Here is a 16,709-nt window from a genome sequence, read left to right as displayed (position 1 = left end):
CGGAGCCCTGGGGACGAAGGGACTCGCAGTCCTCCCGGACCAGCCACCTGGAGCCGAACGGCGTCAACACAGCCACACGCGCGATTCAGAACGTAAAAACCCGTCGACACTCGGATAGCCTGCCGAAGTCCCCCAACGCAGCGTTCGTTCCCCGAAAAGGATCCCCTCCCATGCTCAAACGGGCTTGCTTGGCGTTGACGGTCTTGGCCGGAGCGTTCCTGATGGTGCTCTCACCGGCTCCGGCTCATGCGATGGCGGACTCGTGGGCCGAGTGGGCGCCCGTCTCCGGGACGTCCAACGACTACTCAACGACGATGACCCAGCGCTCGCCCGGCTTCCCGCAGGCCCAGATGGCCAGCGACTCCCGGGCCAACGTCGCCCTCCCCAGCGGGGCGAGCACCTTCCTCGACACCAGCACGCCTCCGGGGGCGAAGTACGGCACGAGCCGCGGTTCGGCCTACATCAACCTGCGACCGAAGGCCGACTCCCCGAGCGGCCCCTCGACCACGACGTACGCCTTCGAGAACCCCACGCCCGACACCGGCTGGGCGTTCGTGCTCGGTGACATCGACTCCGACCAGGTCCAGATCCTGGCGACCGACGAGAACGGCGACCCCGTCCCGGCCGCGGAGATCGCCTCGTGGTTCCAGGGATCGTTCAACTACGCCGGCGGCACCGACCAGCCGACCTGGAACCCGGCCACCTCGACGCTGACCGGCAACCCGACCGCCACCGACACCAACGGCGCCAGCGGCTGGTACGAGCCCGACATCCGGATCACCAGTCTCTCCTTCGTCTTCACCCGCCGCGCCGGGTTCCCGATCTACCAGACCTGGTTCGTCAGCAGGGCGCGGCCGATCGGCGGCACCGTGACCGACGTGTCGACCTCGGGGTCCTGCCCGGTCGAGGAGTCCGTGCTCACCCTCGTCTCGCCCTACGGCGAGACACTGGCGACCACGAGCCCCGCCGCCGACGGCACCTACTCCTTCGGCGACTTCGCCACCCAGGACGGCTACACCGTCCGCCTCACCCGGCCCGAGGGCTGCGCGACGGTCGGGCAGTCCGAGGCGGCCGTGAGCAACCGCGGCAACGACGACGACCCCGCCTCACGAGCCGACTTCGAGGTGCGGCAGGTGATCCCGCAGGCGATCAGCGGCACCGTACGTGACTCGGTCGGCGCGCCCGTCCCGGGGGCGACCGTGACCCTCACCCGTCCCGACGGGACCACCGCGACCACGACGACCAGCGTGGACGGCAGCTATCTCTTCGACGACAACGCCACCGGCACGGGCTACTCGGTAAACCTGACGGTGCCCGGCGGCTACACCGCGGGACCCGACGGCACGACCCGCTCCGACATCACCATCACCGACAGTCCGGTCACCGACCAGGACTTCGTCGTGAACCAGCTCGCCAGCGTCTCGGGCACCGTGACCGGCGGCGGCGACGGTCTCGGCGGCGTCCAGGTGCGCCTGGTCCCCGCCGGCGGCGGAGACCCGATCACCACAGTCACCGACGGTGACGGCAACTACCTGCTCGACGGCGTGCCGCCCGGTGACTACACCGCCGAGATCGACGCACCCGAGGGCTACTCCGGCGCCACCACACGACCGGTCACCGTGGGCGCGAGCGACGTGACCGGAGTCGACTTCGACCTCACCCGCCCCGGCACGATCGCCGGGCAGGTCACCGACGCCTCGTCCGGGGACCCGGTCGCCGGGGTCACCCTCACCGTCGACGGTCCCGACGGACCGGTCTCTGTCATCACCAACGACGCGGGCGCCTACCTCCTCGAGGACCTTCCTCCGGGCGACTACACCATCACCGTCACCGCGCCCGACGGGATGCGCGTGGTCGGTGACACGACGCGTACGGTCACGATCACCTCGGCCGGCGAGATCCGCGGCGGGCAGGACTTCCGCGTCGAAGCGGTCGCCTCTCCGAGCCCGACGCCGACGCCCACACCGGACCCGACACCGACACCGGAGCCCACGCCGGACCCGACCGACCTCCCGACCCCGGGCGGAGACGAGAATCCGCCGACGGCCCCGAACCCGGGACCGCCGACGGAGATCTCACCTCAGAGCTCGTTGCCCGAGACCGGCGGCCCGTCGTGGGTGTTCGCCGCGCTCGGTGTCTCGCTCATGCTCGCCGGAACCGTGCTCACTGTGACGGCCCGGCGACGCACCCGAAGCCACGGTTGACCTCTTCGTTGACCACCGAGGTCGCCCAGATCTCCCGCCGCAGCGGGTGATCCAGGACGGCCTCGGGGAAACGCTCACGGATGGCGGTCGGGAAGTACGCCACCAGCCGCTGCGTCATCTCCGGATCCGTGGCCGGGTCGGGAAGACCCTCGGCGACCAACTGGCGTTGACGCTCGATCTTGGCCCAGGCGAGCACGACGGACAGCTCGGGGGCGGTGAGCCCCTCCCCTGCCTCCAGACGGCGAGCCACCTCGGTCGATGACGGCAGTCCCTCGACATCGCGGGTGAGGAGACCATCGGTGACCCACTCCGCGATCTGACGCTCGTGCGCCTCGAGCAGCTGCGGCGCCGATGCGACCGCACGGGTCAAGGTCACGTTGTGAGCCTCGTTGTGAGCCAGCACCAGCGCGGCGACCTCGTCGGTCATCTCCTCGAGCAGCTCGTCGCGCGCGGCGAGGGTGAGCAAGCCGGCGCGTACCTCACGGTCCAGCAGGATCTTGAGGTTCACCTCGTGGTCGGAGGTGCCGACACCGGCGGAGTTGTCGATCGCGTCGGTGTTGATCAGCCCACCCTTGCGGGCGAACTCGACGCGCGCGGCCTGGGTGATGCCCAGGTTGCCGCCCTCGCCGATGACCCGTACCCGCAGGTCGGCGGCATCCACCCGGACGCCGTCGTTGGAGTGGTCCCCAGCGTCGTCATGGCTCTCGCCAGAGGCCTTGACGTACGTCCCGATCCCGCCGTTCCACAGCAGGTCGACCGGGGCGCGCAGGATCGCGCTGATCAGCTCCTGCGGCGTCAGCCGCTTGACGCCGGCCCCGAGACCGAGCGCCTCGCGCACCTCGGCACTGATCGGCACCCACTTCAGCTGCCGTGACCACACGCCGCCGCCTGCCGAGATGAGCGAGGTGTCGTAGGACTCCCAGTTCGACCCGGGCGTCTCGAAGAGACGCTTCCGCTCCTGGAATCCCGTCGCCGCGTCGGGCGTCGGATCGATGAAGATGTGCCGGTGGTCGAAGGCAGCCACGAGCCGGATCCGGTCCGAGCGCAGCATGCCGTTGCCGAACACGTCTCCGGACATGTCGCCGACGCCGACCGCGGTGATCTCGTCGACCTGGGGGTCGATGCCGAGCCGCTTGAAGTGGTGCTGCACCGAGACCCAGGCACCTCGCGAGGTGATCCCCATCGCCTTGTGGTCATAGCCCGCCGAGCCGCCGGAGGCGAACGCGTCGCCGAGCCAGAAGTCGTACTCGGCCGCGACCGAGTTGGCCAGGTCGGAGAAGGTCGCGGTGCCCTTGTCGGCGGCGACGACCAGGTAGGAGTCGTCGGCATCGTGACGCACCACGTCGGGCGGCGGCACGATCTCTCCGTCCACCCGGTTGTCGGTGACGTCGAGCAGGCCACGCAGGAAGGTGACATAGGCGTCCGGACCGGCCACGCCCTTGGGGACGAAGCCACCCTTCGCGCCACCCGGCACGATCACGGTGTTCTTGACCTGCTGCGCCTTCGCCAGTCCGAGCACCTCGGTGCGGAAGTCGTCGCGCCGGTCGCTCCACCGCAGCCCGCCACGGGCCACGGCGTCGAAGCGCAGGTGAACGCCCTCGACGTTGGGCGAGTAGACGAAGATCTCGTACGCCGGCCGCGGCAGCGGCAGGTCGGGCACCTGCTGCGGGTCGAACTTGAACGCGAGGTAGTCCCGACCTCGATAGTAGTTGGTCCGCGTCGTCGCCAGGATCGTGCTGACGTAGCTGCGCAGGATCCGGTCCTGGTCCAGGCTCGCGACGTCGTCGAGTGCCTCGATGATCGCCTCGGCCCGCTTCGTCTCGTCACGCGTGGTGAGCGAGGGGTCGAAACGCGTCTCGAACAGCTCCACGAGCTGCCGGGCGATGCCCGGGTTGGCGACCAGCGCGCCCGCAATCGTCGCGAACGAGTTGGGGGTGCCGCCCTGGCGCAGGTAGCGGCCATAGGCGCGCAGCATCGTGATCTGGCCATGGTCGAGACCGGCCAGGACGAGTGCGTTCAGACGGTCGACCTCACTGCGCCCGGACCAGGCCTGGTGCAACGCTGCGACCAGCTGGGTGGGCGTGCCGACGGGGGTGCCGGCGTAGGCGAGGCCGAAGTCGTAGATGAACCACTCCTCCGACCCGGACGTGCCGACCCCCTCCAGGTCATAGGGCCGCTCGTCGGTGACCTCGAACCCGAAGGAGGACAGGATCGGGAGCATCAGGGACAGCGAGAGCGGGCCGCCGGTGCGGTAGATCTTGACCCGGAACCCGCCGGGGCTCTCGGGGTCCTTGTAGAAGGAGAAGTCGACCGCCTCGCCCTGGTGCGAGAGCAGCTCCAGGCGAGTCAGGTCGGCGGCGCCGGTGTCGGCGTCGAAGTCCTCCTTGTAGGCCTCCGGGAAGGCGTCGAGCACGTGCGAGAGCCGGGCCGCGCCATCCTCTCCGGCGTGGGCGATGACCGCGCTGACCAGGTCGTCGCGCCAGCTCCGGGCGGCCTTGCGCAGTCGCGACTCGAGGCTGTCGACCAGCCCGGGGGTGTCCAGGGCCTTGCCCAGCGACTCGGTGGTGCCGTGGACCACGAAGTGCACCCGGGCGGTGGTGGACTCGCTGATGCGTACGGTGAACTCCAGGTCGGTGCCACCCAGGACATCGAGGAGCACCTTCGAGAACCGCTCGCGGACCGTGGTGTTGTAACGGTCACGCGGCAGCGAGACGAGCACCGAGACGTAGCGCCCGTACGTGTCGGGGCGGACCGCGACTCGAAGGATGCGGCGTTCGATCGCGCCCAGCGCGGCCTCGGCGAGCGCGGTCAGCTCCTCGGCGGAGGCGTGGAAGAGCTCTTCGCGCGGGTAGGTCTCCATCGCGTCGAGCATCGCCTTGCCGGTGTGGCTGCGGGGGTCGTAGCCGGTGTGGTCGAGGACCGCGGCGACCTTGCCGCGGACGACCGGGATCCGGGTCACCGACTGCCGAGCCGACTTCGTGGTGAAGAGCCCGAGGAAACGGTGCTCACCGACCACCTCACCGGCGCCGTTGAAGATCTTGATGCCGACATGGTCGAGGTAGGCGGGCTCCCCGACGGTCGAGCGCGAGTTGGCCTTGGCGAGGACGAGCATGACCTTGTCCCGGGCGTGGGCGGCGACCTTGGGCGGCATCTTGCCGTGGTCGGGGGCCTGCGGCGGGTCGGCGCGCAGGATGCCCAGGCCGGTGCCGGAGCGGCCGCGCAGGTAGTCACCGTCGAGGCGGTACTCGCGGTAGCCGGTCAGCAGGAAGTGGTCCTCGGCCAGCCAGGCCAGCAGCTCGGCGGCCTCAGCGGCCTCCTCTCGAGGCACGCTGTTGGGCGGGGTGTAGCGCAGACCGGCCGCGATCTCCGCCAGCCGACGGTGCAGCCGCGGCTCGTCCTCGATGACCTCGCGTACGTCCTCGAGGATGCCCTCCAGACCCGCGACGATCTCCTTCGCCGTGTCGGGGGCGAGACGGTCGATCTCGATGTGCATCCAGGACTCGCGGATGTCTCCTTCGTTCACCCCCTCGAGCGCACCGGTCACGTCACGGGCGACGTCGATGACGGGGTGGACGACGAGATGGACGTCGAGACCGCGGCGGTAGAGCTCGGTCTTGACCGAGTCCACGAGGTAGGGCATGTCGTCGACGACGATCTCGACGACGCTACGGCCTCCGGCGGACCAACCATCTGCAGCAGTGGTCGGGGTGAGGATCCGCACGGCGGCGGTGCCCTGTGGGCGGCTCGCTGCCAGCGCCAGATGCGATCCCACCGCGCCGGCGAGGTCAGCCTCGCTGCGGCCGGTGAGCTCCTCGGGAGCTACGTTGCGGAAGTAGGTGGTGCTCGGCAGGCGGAACTGCTGGACCGTCTGCGAAGCCTGGACAGGTTGGATATGCGTCTCCGTTGACACACCTGTCACGGTATCCCGGGAGGACTGCGGATAGGCGGTCAGATCCGAAGGAATCGCCGATGCGAGTCATAGGCCCACGGCACCCTCGCGCAACCGGCCCATTCAGCATACTCGGGGAATGTGTCGGTTCTCTCGGGCCCTCTACTGATGACTCTGACGCGGCTAGGCGTCATGATGGGTTCTTATGAGTAAAAAGCTGTCGATCGACCTGGCTTACGACGCCCCGATCGCAGCCGTCTCCGGGATGCTCGCCGACGCGACGTTCCGTGAGCAGGTCTGCGACGCCCAGCACGCACGGTCCAAGAGCGTGGCCATCACCGGGTCGACGGTGAGCATCCGCTATGAGCAGGCCGTCAGCGGGGTGCCCGGGTTCGCGAAGAAGTTCGTCGGCGACACCATCGAGGTCCACCAGGACGAGGTGTGGTCGGCCGACTTCACCTCCGGCGATCTCAAGGTCACCCTGCCCGGCAAGCCCGGCTCGCTCACCGGCGTCGCTCGACTGGCCGAGAACGGCACACGGACCATCGAGACGGTCACCCTGACCGCTACCGTGAATGTGCCTCTGGTCAGCGGAAAGCTGGAGGACCTCATCCTCTCGATCTTCAAGAAGGGGCTCGAGAAGGAGCACGAGGTAGGCACCCGCTGGCTCGCCCGCTGACCCTCCTTCATCCCCGTCCCAACCCGCAGAAGAGCCCCAAAAGGATTCGGCAATGACGACGACCCTTCAGCACGAGCTCGTCTACGAGGCCCGCATGGGCGAAGTCTCCGCGATGTTGGCTGATCCCGGCTTCCGGGAGCGGGTCGCCGACGCCCAGGGCGCGCTCCGTCGCCGGGTGACCATCGGCGGCGCTCCACGCGAGGTCCGGATCGACCGGGTGCAGTCGACCGTCGGCGTACCCGCCTTCGCGAAGCCCATCGTCACCGGCGACCTCACCGTCCACCAGAACGAGGTCTGGTCCTCCGACACGGTCGCCGTCGTCGACATCACCGTCCCCGGCGGCCTCGCCACGCTGCGCGGCAACATCTCGCTGACCGAGTCCGACGGGCGCACCACCGAGAGCGTGCGACTGAACATCAAGGTGCCCGTCCCGCTGGTCGGGGCCAAGCTCGAGGAGTACGTCGAGCAGCTGATGCTCAAGGCCTTCGACCTCGAGCAGGCGGTCGGCGCGGAGTACCTCTCCCGCTGAGATATCGCCGATCTGGTGCAACCAGATCGGAAAACCAACCGTCCCCTATGTGGCGGGCACTACATTGCCGGCCATTCGGCGCCTCGGATCGGGAGGGTCCGCGGCCGTTCAAAGGGGAGCTCCATGGTCAATCCTCGCACTCGCGCCCGGCAGCTGGCCTCGGCCGGCATCGGGCTGGTCGCGGCCGCACTCGTCGTCACCACCACGGTGACGGCGAACTACGGTGCCGCGAGCGGCACCACCGGAAAGGGCACGCTGAAGCTCGTCGCGGCTGCCGACACCGTCGAGGTCCAGGCCTGGGAGGGGACGGCGTACGTCGAACCGTCGGTCTGGCTGGCCGCCTATGACGCGGCCTTCGAGTTCCGCGCCAGCCACACGGCCTACAACGAACCGGTCAAGCAGACCTTGACCGTCATCCGCGGCAAGAAGCGCACCACCACGACCGCGCCCGCGGCCATCGTCGACGGGATGAAGGGCTTCAAGGACGGCCTCCGGGTCACGATCAAGAACAAGGCCGGCAAGGTGATCCTCGACGAGCGCCGCCCGCTGTGTCCTGGCGGCTACGACCGGCAGCGGGTACAGACCGACGGTGCCACCGGGCCGGTCTACCCCGAGTTCTGCGGCGGCAACTGGTTCACCAAGGGCATCCTGTACGGGATCGAGCGGGGCATGGCGGTCCCGACCTTCTCCGACCTCGAGTTCGAGACCAAGGGCGAGACCGCGCTCACCATGACGATGAGGGTCAGCACGCCCGTCGCCGACTTCCTCGGTCTCCCGACTGCCAGCCGCAGCGCCAAGCAGAACCTGGTCATCGTCGACGCGTGCGCCGAGGGCGGCTGCGAAGGCGACGGCGAGGGTGAGGGTCACATGGGCACTCACTCGGCCCATGGAGCCGATGACGACCAGGGCGCTCGCACCGTGGTCCCGCGAGAGGCGCTGGAAGGCGCCGAGAACGGTCGCGGACGGCTCCCGCTGGGCGGCGGCGCAGGAGGTACGTCGCACGGCAAGCCCAAGAAGAGCAGCCTGCCCGACCTCGTCTCCGTGCCCGCCTGGCAGATCTCGACCGCGGTCGACGAGGAAGGCACCGATCGCCTCAACTTCGCTGCCAACGAGTGGAACGCCGGACCGGCTCCGATGATCGTCGAGGGCTTCCGCCGCGGCACGTCCCCGGTGATGGACGCCTACCAGATGTTCTACCGCAACGGTAAGCAGGTCGGGATGAAGCGGACCGGCACCATGGAGTTCCACGAGGCACCGGAGCACAACCACTGGCACTTCCTCGACTTCGCGAAGTACGAGCTGGTCGACGCCAAGGACAAGGTCGTCTCGACCAGCGGCAAGCAGTCATGGTGCCTGGTGCCCACCGACCCGGTGGACCTGACCGTGCCCGGCGCCACGCTGCGGCCCGGACAGACCGGCCTGGAGTCGGCCTGCGGCTCCAAGTCCGCGCTCTGGCTGCGGGAGAGCCTGCCGTCCGGCTGGGGCGACACCTACGACCAGTCCCAGACCCAGGCCTTCGACCTCACCAAGGTCAAGAACGGCACGTACCGGATCAAGGTGACCGTCAACCCGGACGGCAACCTCTACGAGACCACCCGGTCCAACAACGTCAGCCACCGCACCGTGATCATCGGCGGCAAGGCCGGCGCCCGCACCGTCACCGTCCCGCCCTACCAGGGCGTCGACACCGAGACCTGGTGGAACGAGGAGTGAGCCCGGCCTGAAGCAGCGCCGGCGCCGGTCTACCCGATGAGCTGCGGGATCTCCTGGGTCCCGAACCAGCCCAGGTCCTCGTCGGGATCGGCGTCGGCGGGCCGGTCGGAAAGATCGGCGTGGACCGCGGCGACGAGCTTGAGCGGAACAACCTGGTCCCCCAGCGCGGCGGGAGCGTCGACGACGACCACGACCCTGCGCCCGGGACCAGCGAGGAGCGCCGCCGAGTCGTCGGCGGCGCTCATCAGCGCGGCGTACTCGGCCTCTTCGCTGTCGTCGGGCGCCGCATAGCCGTCGGCGGTGCCGGGCAGCTCTCCGTTGGCGTACCAGTCAGCGAGCAGCTCGAGCGTGGCGGGTACGTAGATGCGGGTCACGGTGGAATTCTCTCAGACCGCTCACTCGCCGGAGCTCTTGACCACGCGCAGCCCCCGGGGCGCCCGGAAGCGGCGTCCTGAGGCGGTGTCGAGCAGCTCGTCCAGCGCCTCGCTGATGCACTGCCCGAGCAGCGACGCGTCCGGCACCAGGTCACGGTCGGCGGTGATCGCGAAGAAGACGTGGCCGTCGTACGAGGTCACCCCGATCGCGAGGGTGTGGCCCTCGGTCAGCGGGTGGATGGGGTAGGAGGCCACCAACCGGGAGCCGGCCGCATAACGGGGCTCCTGCGGGCCGGGCACGTTGCACACCGAGAGCAGGTAGTCGTGCTCGCTCTCGGCGGCCACCCGGGAGCCCACCATGTGGAAGGTCGCCGGGGCGAAGCCGCTGATCCCGGCCAGCCGCTGCGCGCTGACGGTGCGGGCGTTCGCCTTGTGCTGCTCGAAGGAGTAGGACACCTGGTGGAGGCGGACCACCGGCGAAGGCTCCGCCACCGGCAGCACCACGAAGTGGGGCGCCACCGCGGAGCCGAGCTGGGTCGGGTCGAGCTCCTCGTCGATCACCGAGACCGGCACCAGCGCCGGCACCTGGCGTACGCCGGCGAGCGACTCCTGGCGGGCCATCAGCCAGGCGCGCAGTCCGCCGGTGACGGCAGCGAGGATCACGTCGTTGACGGTGCCGCCGTGGGTGTCCCGGATGCGGCGGAAGTCGGCCAGGTCGGCCTGCAGCGTGACGACCAGCCGCTGCTGGGAGAGTGTTCCGTTGAGCGGCGTCGGCCGTTCCGGAGGCCGACGGGTGACCACCCGGGCGATGCCCGCGCCCGCGTTCTGGACGTCCTTCGTCACTCCGGTGACCCGGCCGAGGGCGAAGCCGCCCAGGCTGCGGGCCGTGCCGGTCAGGCCGCTGACCGAGGTGACCGCGTCGAAGACCGCGTGCACGACCAGGCGCGCGCTCGAATGAGGCTCGGGCGGCTCCCACAGGTCGGGCACGACCGGCCCGACCTCGGGCTTGTCGTCGAGCAGGAGCTGGACCAGGTCGACGGTCTCGGCGCCGTCCACCAGCGCCTGGTGTGTCTTGGTGACCAGCGCGACCCGGTCGCCGGCCAGCCCCTCGATGACATACAGCTCCCACAACGGCCGGGAGCGGTCCAGGGGCCGGGAGACGATCCGGCCGGCGAGGTCGAGGAGCTGTTCCATCGAGCCCGGGCGGGGCAGCGCGGAGCGGCGTACGTGGTAGGTCAGGTCGAACCGGTCGTCGTCGGCCCACACGGGGTAGGCGATCCGGCCGGGTACGACACGGACCCGTTGGCGGAAGCGGGGCACGAACGCCAGCCGGTCCTCGACGTGCTGGAGGAAGGCGCCGTAGTCGAAGCCCTCCGCCTTAGGCTCGATCACCTCGATGCTCGCCACCTGGTGCGGCACCGCCAGCGTCTCCCCGTCCAGGAACGCCACCTCACGTGGTCCGAGTCGATCTCGCTGACGCTCGCTCATGTCCTCTCAGCCCCCTCTTTGGTTCGTATGCGATTGTGGCAGACGCCAGCTTGAAACCAGCCCACGAAACGGGGGATCAATGCGCCTCACGACCCGGATCATCGCGGTCGTGGCTGCAATCTGCGGGATCGCGTCCGTCGCGACAGCCTGCGGAAACGACATCGCCACCGAACCCAGGACCAGCAGCGACCCGGTGGTCGTCGAGATCAACTTCTCCGGTGACTCGGTCGATCCCCACGGGACCAAGATCGACGTCCCCCTCGGGCACGGCGTCGAGCTCGACGTCACCGCCGACGCCGCTGGCGAGATCCATGTGCACTCCGACCCGGAGCAGTCGGCCGCCTACGGCGTAGGCACGACGCGGATCAGCCTGGGCGCGCTCGAGATCCCCGGTCAGTACGAGGTGGAGTCACACACCCTCGGCAAGACCATCGTCACCCTCGAAGTCAAGTGATCCTCACCCACGGCGTGGGTGGTCGCCAAGACCTCCCACTGCCGCTCGAGTACGTCATCGCGGGCGCGGTCCTCGCCCTTCTCGTCTCCTTCGGGCTGCTGGTGCTGACCACCAGGCGTGCCGCTGCGGGCAAGGAGATCGCCAGCACGGATCCACAGAGCCGGAACCCACGCGGCTGGCCGCTGCCGCGCCTCGGGCGTGTCGTCGACTCCCCCGCCTGGACCGCGCTGTGGCGCGTCGTCGGGATGGTGATCTTCGCCTACTTCGTCCTGGTCGCCTTCGCCGGGCTCGACAACGCCAACAACCCCATCTTCGGGATGACGTACGTCTGGCTGTGGGTCGGCATCGTCCCGTTCTCGCTCCTCTTCGGACCGGTCTGGAAGGCGATCAGCCCGGCCCGCACGATCGTGGCCGGACTGACCTGGCTGCGGGGCACCGGCGACCCGCCGCTCCGCCTGCCCGAGCGTCTGGGCTACTGGCCCGCCGCGTTCACGCTGCTCGCCTTCGCCTGGCTCGAGCTGGTCTACCCGGAGAACAACTACCTCGGTCCCGTACGCCTCTGGCTGGCCGTCTACCTAGCCGTGATGATCCTCGGCGGCGTGCTGTTCGGCGAGAAGTTCCTGGAGCGCACCGATCCGTTCGAGGTCTACTCGTCGCTGATCGCGCGCCTGTCGGTGTGGGGCCGAACCCCGGCCGGCAAGCTGGTCCTGCGGACCCCGCTCGGCAACCTCGACACGCTGCGCCCGGCGCCGGGCCTGGTCGCGGTCGTCTCGGTGCTCTTCGGCACCATCGTCTACGACTCCTACCGCGAGTCACCGCAGTGGCTCCAGATCGTGCAGAACCCGGAGATCTCCGGGTCCACGGCCTACCTGATCAACAACATCGCGCTCATCGCGCTGCCGCTTCTCGTCGCCGGGTTCTACTCGGCCGGGACGATGCTGACCGGTGTCGGTGACGTACCTCGGCGGGCCCTTCCCGCCGAGCTGGCGCCGTCGATGGTGCCGATCATCGCCGGTTACGTCGTGGCCCACTACCTCAGCTACTTCTGGGAGAGCGGGCTGGCCACGTTGCGCAACGCGTCCGACCCGATGGGGACCGGAGCCGACTGGTTCGGGACCGCTGACATGCCGGTCTCCTACTTCTTCGCCTACCACGGCACGCTGTTGGCCGTCATCAAGGTTGCCGCGGTGATCGTCGGCCACGTGCTCGGCGTCTGGTCGGCCCATATCCGGGCACTCCAGGTGCTTCCGAAGCAGCATCTGGTGGCCGGGCAGGTGCCGCTTCTGGTGACCATGGTCGGCTTCACAGTCGGTGGTTTGTACCTGCTGTTCGCCGCATAGCGCACCTCTGCTTCACGATTCACCCACCTCGCATACACAAGAAGCGCAACACTGCCTAAGGTGGGCTAACAGGTTGGCGCCATTGTTTACGGCCGCTTGCAGAGTCTGGGAGACTGAACCTTATGTCTGGTACCCCCCGCTTCCTGACTCTTGCCGACGTCGCCGAGGTCCTCAACACCTCGAGCGCACAGGTCTATGCCCTTGTCCGCCGTGGTGAGCTGCCCGCTATCAAGATCGGCGGACGTGGCCAGTGGCGCGTCGAGGCCAGTGTCCTCGAGAAGTTCATCGATGACATGTACTCGCAGACCAAGGCCTTCGTGGCCGACCACCCGTTCGTCGAGGCTGAGAGCAGCACCCCTGCTCCTGCAGTCACGCCGGACGCTTCTTGAGTCATAGAAACCTGAACCCCCACAACTAAACCTTCCCCACAACAACGCGAAGAGCTGCCAGGCATCGTGCCGAGCAGCTCTTCGCGTCTTGGTTCAGGCGAGGTTCTCGGTCTGCGCGTCGAGCTTGATCTTCAGCTCCTGACGGGCGCCGTTGCGCATCACGGTGAACTCGACCGTCTCCCCCGGCTGATGGGCGCGGATGGCGACGATCATGCCGATCCCGTCGGTGACGGTCACGTCTCCCACCTTGGTGACCCGATCACCGTCCTTGAGCCCACCGGCGGCCGCCGGCGAACCGGCCTCGACCACCGAGATCAGCGCACCTCTGTGGTCGGCGGCCTGCACGTCGACCGAGGCGCCCACTATCGGGTAGGTCGCCTTGCCCGTCTTCAGGATCTGCGCCGCGGTCACCTTGACCTGGTCGATCGGGATGGCGAAGCCGACGCCGATGCTGCCGCTCTCTCCGCCCTCTCCACCACCCGCGGTGGCGATGGCCGAGTTGACCCCGATGACCTGGCCGACAAGGTTGACCAGCGGACCACCGGAGTTGCCGGGGTTGATCGCCGCGTCGGTCTGGACGGCGTTGATGTACGAGGTGTCGTCCTCTGTCTGGCCGGTGCTCACCGGGCGCTGGAGAGCGCTGACGATGCCCGATGTCACCGTGGAGCTGAGCCCCAGCGGCGAGCCGATCGCGACCACGCCCTCGCCGATCCTCAGTCGCGAGGTGCTGCCCAGCGAGGCGGGGTCGAGCTCCTTGATCTCGGGCACGTCGAGGACGGCGAGGTCGTAGACCGCACTGCGTCCGACCACGTCGGCCTTGTAGCGGCGGCCCTTGTGGTCGACGACCTCGATCCTTCCCTTGGCCTTGGCCGCGTTGGCGACCACGTGGTTGTTCGTCACCACGTGACCGTTCCTGTCGAAGACGAAGCCGGAACCGGTCGCGGCGTCCTTCACGCCCTGGTATTCGGCGAAGATCTGGACCGTCGAGGGCAGCAGCGTCGCGGCCACCTTCACGATGTTGGCGTCGTCGGCGTTCAACGGCGCGTCGGTCTCGATCGAGCCCGGTTCGAGCCCGCCGCCGGCCAGGCTGGACATGTCGTCCTGGTCTTCGAGTACGCCGCCGGCATAGCCACCGAGCACACCGAGCAGGAAGGCGACCGCCGCAGCGAGCGCCCAGATCGGGCCGGGGACCCGACGGCGCGGCGAGGAACCGGTCGCAGCTGCGGGCAGCGGCGGTGGTGGACCGTCGAAGCCGGGCAGGGACGGACCCGGCGGTGGCGCCGAGGGCGGCAGCGGAGCGGTGTCGGCGGCCGGCGCCGGGGCGACCGGCCGACCGGGCATGCCTGGCAGCGGCACCTCGGCGGTGTCGCGCTCGTCCTCGCCGAGGCCGTCGGAGGACGACTGCCCGGCCGAGGGCACGCCGGGCGCGTCAGTGGGAGGCGCCCAACGGGAGATCGGCCGCGACTGGTCGTCTTGTGGTTCCTGCGTCACGACACCCATTCTTCCTACTCGCCCCAACAATGGGCAGTCCGGGTCTCGTGTCGCGTCGCTCGGCAGCCGGTCAGCGGCGTACGTGGGCGATGACGGGGGCGCCCGGAGAGCCCGGAACCTGGGTGACCGCGGTGACCGGAAGGTTCCTGGGAACCGGTGCGTCGGCGGGCGCGGCGGCGAAGGTGAACATGCCGAACACCGCGGCGCCGACAGCGCCGCCACCCGCCGCGACCATCACCAACGTGTGCCGCATCGACCGAGGGTCGGAGTAGGCCTCGCCGAGGTCGTCGGTGGGCCACACCGAGGCGGCGAGGGCGCCCCCGCGAAGCGAGCCCTTCAGGTCGGCCGGGGCACAGACCCCGGGGTCGACGCTGAGACCGGCCAGACGCCGTTTGAGCCAGCCCTCGCGCTCGACCGACCTGCGGCACGCGCAGCACTCGTGCACGTGCGCCCAGGCGCGCTCCTCCTCCGCGGCGTCGAGCTGGCCGTCGAGAAGGGCGCTGGTCCGCGCCCCGAGGTGGTTGCCCAACAAACTCATGCCGGCACCTCCGTAGAGGAAAGCAAAGAATACGGACCCGCCGGCCTGAGGCTTGTTGTCGCTCGCTGGCGCTCGCTCATGAAGCCCCGCCCCACAGCACCTTGGGCCCCGAGTGGCGCAATCGTCCGCCGCGCGGGGCGCGGTGGGCGAGGGCGTCACGGAGCATCGCCCGGCCGCGGTGGATGCGCGAGCGGACGGTGCCGAGCTTCGCGCCCAGGATCTCGGAGATCTCCTCGTAGGAGAGCCCCTCCACGTCACAGAGCACGACCGCGGCCCGGAAGTCGGGTGGCAGCGTGGCCAGCGCGCGCTCGATGTCGTCGTCGAAGCGCTGGTCGGTGTAGGCCACGTCGGGTGTCGGGCCGCTGCTCGTCAGGCGCGAGGCGCGCTCGTCGGAGAGGGCATCGAAGCGGATCCGCTGCTTGCGGCGGGCCTGGTCGAGGAAGAGGTTGGTGGTGATCCGGTGCAGCCAGCCCTCGAAGGTGCCGGGGCTGTAGGTGTCGAGAGAGCGGAAGACCCGCACGAAGACCTCTTGGGTGAGGTCCTCCGCGTCGGGGCGGTTGCCAGTGAGGCGGTAAGCGAGCCGGTAGACCCGGTCGGAGTGCTTCTCCACGATCTCGTCCCACGTCGGCACGCCCGACGAAGCTCGCTGGTCGAGCTCGTCGAGAGCGGTCTCGTTGGTGGGCTCCGCGGTCATGGTGCTCCTGTTTGCCTCGCTGATCGCTGACATCTCCTACGGTAGATCGCCTGGGACCGGAAGGGCTGAGAGTTGCCTGTGAGGCTCCTATTTTTCCTCTGCCTATGCCCACCTAACGCATGAGTTGGATCAGGCGTTCCCGCACCGTTACACGAAACAGGTTAGGTTTTGCGGTGTGACCAGCCCTGTCTCGCCCGCAAGTTGGACCTACGCCGACGAGTTCGTCGCGGAGGACGACCTCCTCGCTGCCGCCCGTTCACGGGCCGAGGAGGTCGGAGTCGCGCCCATCGGCCCGGGCGGCGGCGCCACGCTCCGCTTCCTCGCCTCCGTCCTCGATGCCAAGAACGTGGTCGAGGTCGGCACCGGCACCGGCGTCTCCGGACTATGGCTGCTGCGCGGCATGCGCCCCGAAGGGGTCCTGACCACCGTCGACATCGAGACCGAGCACCAGCGGCTGGCCCGCCAGTCCTTCACCGAGGCCGGGTTCGGGCAGCGGCAGGCCCGGTGCATCGCCGGCGCCGCCCTCGACGTGCTCCCCCGGCTCACCGACAACCACTACGACGTCGTCTTCGTCGACGGCGACAAGACCGAGTACGCCGCCTATCTCAAGGAGGCGCTCCGGTTGCTGCGTCCCGGCGGCGTCGTCGCCTTCGACAACGCGCTGTGGCACGACCGTGTGGCCGACCCGTCCGTACGCGACGAGGAGACCGCCACCATCCGCGAGCTCAACCAATTGGTCGCCGACAACGACGGCCTGATCCCGCTACTTCTCCCGGTCGGCGACGGCCTCCTGCTCGCCCGGAAGATCTAGCAGAGCGCCGAAGCGTCACCCCGGTCGACCGAAGCGTCACCCCGGTCGTGCCAGAATGCACCCGTGTGGCCACAAGCAGATCGGAATAGAACACGACAGAACACAACGCACGCATC

General features: G+C 69.1%; 14 protein-coding genes. 8 read left to right on the top strand and 6 right to left on the bottom strand.

Annotated features, from left to right (window positions below; genetic code table 11):
• Positions 1–170 precede the first annotated feature (170 nt).
• On the top strand, positions 171–2,204 hold the full coding sequence (locus tag H5T77_RS08225; protein ID WP_292647473.1) for an MSCRAMM family protein: 2,034 nt from the start codon (positions 171–173) through the stop codon (positions 2,202–2,204).
• Here H5T77_RS08225 and H5T77_RS08220 read toward each other — a convergent pair.
• Entirely contained in the window at positions 2,164–6,114 is a 3,951-nt protein-coding gene (locus H5T77_RS08220) for an NAD-glutamate dehydrogenase (protein WP_292647471.1), read from the bottom strand. The genes H5T77_RS08225 and H5T77_RS08220 overlap by 41 nt on opposite strands.
• A 184-nt stretch (positions 6,115–6,298) precedes the next feature.
• Here H5T77_RS08220 and H5T77_RS08215 point away from each other — a divergent pair, with 184 nt between their 5' ends.
• The 3 genes from H5T77_RS08215 to H5T77_RS08205 all read left to right on the top strand — a co-directional run bounded on the left by H5T77_RS08215 (position 6,299) and on the right by H5T77_RS08205 (position 9,014).
• The gene (locus H5T77_RS08215) at positions 6,299–6,772 is read left to right on the top strand and encodes a DUF2505 domain-containing protein (RefSeq protein WP_292647468.1); all 474 of its coding nucleotides are present in this window, start codon (positions 6,299–6,301) and stop codon (positions 6,770–6,772) included.
• A gap of 52 nt (positions 6,773–6,824) precedes the next feature.
• Complete coding sequence (locus H5T77_RS08210; RefSeq protein WP_292647465.1) at positions 6,825–7,301, top strand: DUF2505 domain-containing protein; 477 nt, start codon at positions 6,825–6,827, stop codon at positions 7,299–7,301.
• 123 nt (positions 7,302–7,424) lie between these two features.
• Entirely contained in the window at positions 7,425–9,014 is a 1,590-nt protein-coding gene (locus tag H5T77_RS08205) for a lysyl oxidase family protein (protein ID WP_292647462.1), read from the top strand.
• A gap of 29 nt (positions 9,015–9,043) precedes the next feature.
• On the opposite strand, the gene H5T77_RS08200 is transcribed toward H5T77_RS08205, so the two are convergent.
• Positions 9,044–9,388, bottom strand: a complete 345-nt coding sequence (locus H5T77_RS08200) for a DUF6912 family protein (RefSeq protein ID WP_292647459.1) — start codon at positions 9,386–9,388, stop codon at positions 9,044–9,046.
• Between the two features lie 21 nt (positions 9,389–9,409).
• A complete protein-coding gene (locus H5T77_RS08195; RefSeq protein ID WP_292647456.1) occupies positions 9,410–10,876 on the bottom strand; it encodes a wax ester/triacylglycerol synthase family O-acyltransferase in 1,467 nt (488 codons plus the stop codon).
• A 79-nt stretch (positions 10,877–10,955) separates the two neighbouring features.
• On the opposite strand from H5T77_RS08195, the gene H5T77_RS08190 reads away from it, so the two are divergent.
• From H5T77_RS08190 to H5T77_RS08180, 3 genes are all read left to right on the top strand, one after another.
• Positions 10,956–11,330, top strand: a complete 375-nt coding sequence (locus tag H5T77_RS08190; protein WP_292647455.1) for a hypothetical protein — start codon at positions 10,956–10,958, stop codon at positions 11,328–11,330.
• Complete coding sequence (locus H5T77_RS08185; protein WP_292647452.1) at positions 11,327–12,670, top strand: hypothetical protein; 1,344 nt, start codon at positions 11,327–11,329, stop codon at positions 12,668–12,670. Before H5T77_RS08190 ends, H5T77_RS08185 begins: the two co-directional genes overlap by 4 nt.
• 122 nt (positions 12,671–12,792) lie before the next feature.
• Positions 12,793–13,059: a helix-turn-helix domain-containing protein gene (locus tag H5T77_RS08180; RefSeq protein WP_292647449.1), complete on the top strand. Its 267-nt coding sequence runs from the start codon at positions 12,793–12,795 to the stop codon at positions 13,057–13,059.
• Positions 13,060–13,152: 93 nt separating this feature from the next.
• Here H5T77_RS08180 and H5T77_RS08175 read toward each other — a convergent pair whose 3' ends face one another.
• From H5T77_RS08175 to sigE, 3 genes are all read right to left on the bottom strand, one after another.
• The gene (locus H5T77_RS08175; RefSeq protein ID WP_292647447.1) at positions 13,153–14,550 is read right to left on the bottom strand and encodes a S1C family serine protease; all 1,398 of its coding nucleotides are present in this window, start codon (positions 14,548–14,550) and stop codon (positions 13,153–13,155) included.
• Positions 14,551–14,620: 70 nt separating this feature from the next.
• Positions 14,621–15,088, bottom strand: a complete 468-nt coding sequence (locus tag H5T77_RS08170) for an anti-sigma factor (RefSeq protein WP_292647446.1) — start codon at positions 15,086–15,088, stop codon at positions 14,621–14,623.
• Positions 15,089–15,164: 76 nt separating this feature from the next.
• Entirely contained in the window at positions 15,165–15,782 is a 618-nt protein-coding gene (gene sigE / locus H5T77_RS08165; RefSeq protein ID WP_246321396.1) for an RNA polymerase sigma factor SigE, read from the bottom strand.
• A gap of 175 nt (positions 15,783–15,957) precedes the next feature.
• Between sigE and H5T77_RS08160 the strand changes: the two genes are divergently transcribed.
• Positions 15,958–16,593, top strand: a complete 636-nt coding sequence (locus tag H5T77_RS08160) for an O-methyltransferase (RefSeq protein WP_292647439.1) — start codon at positions 15,958–15,960, stop codon at positions 16,591–16,593.
• Positions 16,594–16,709: the final 116 nt, after the last annotated feature.

The sequence above is a fragment of the Nocardioides sp. genome (assembly GCF_014360585.1).
Classification (GTDB): Bacteria; Actinomycetota; Actinomycetes; order Propionibacteriales; family Nocardioidaceae; genus Nocardioides.
The sequence above is the reverse complement of the archived record's forward strand: the minus strand, read 5'-3'. Positions and strand labels throughout refer to the sequence as shown.

Excerpts from the sequence above, each read along its gene's own strand:
- H5T77_RS08225 (WP_292647473.1), top strand. The coding sequence starts at position 171 with ATGCTCAAACGGGCTTGCTTGGCGTTGACGGTCTTGGCCGGAGCGTTC.
- H5T77_RS08215 (WP_292647468.1), top strand. The coding sequence starts at position 6,299 with ATGAGTAAAAAGCTGTCGATCGACCTGGCTTACGACGCCCCGATCGCA.
- H5T77_RS08210 (WP_292647465.1), top strand. The coding sequence starts at position 6,825 with ATGACGACGACCCTTCAGCACGAGCTCGTCTACGAGGCCCGCATGGGC.
- H5T77_RS08205 (WP_292647462.1), top strand. The coding sequence starts at position 7,425 with ATGGTCAATCCTCGCACTCGCGCCCGGCAGCTGGCCTCGGCCGGCATC.
- H5T77_RS08195 (WP_292647456.1), bottom strand. The coding sequence starts at position 10,876 with ATGAGCGAGCGTCAGCGAGATCGACTCGGACCACGTGAGGTGGCGTTC.
- H5T77_RS08190 (WP_292647455.1), top strand. The coding sequence starts at position 10,956 with ATGCGCCTCACGACCCGGATCATCGCGGTCGTGGCTGCAATCTGCGGG.
- H5T77_RS08180 (WP_292647449.1), top strand. The coding sequence starts at position 12,793 with ATGTCTGGTACCCCCCGCTTCCTGACTCTTGCCGACGTCGCCGAGGTC.
- H5T77_RS08170 (WP_292647446.1), bottom strand. The coding sequence starts at position 15,088 with ATGAGTTTGTTGGGCAACCACCTCGGGGCGCGGACCAGCGCCCTTCTC.
- sigE (WP_246321396.1), bottom strand. The coding sequence starts at position 15,782 with ATGACCGCGGAGCCCACCAACGAGACCGCTCTCGACGAGCTCGACCAG.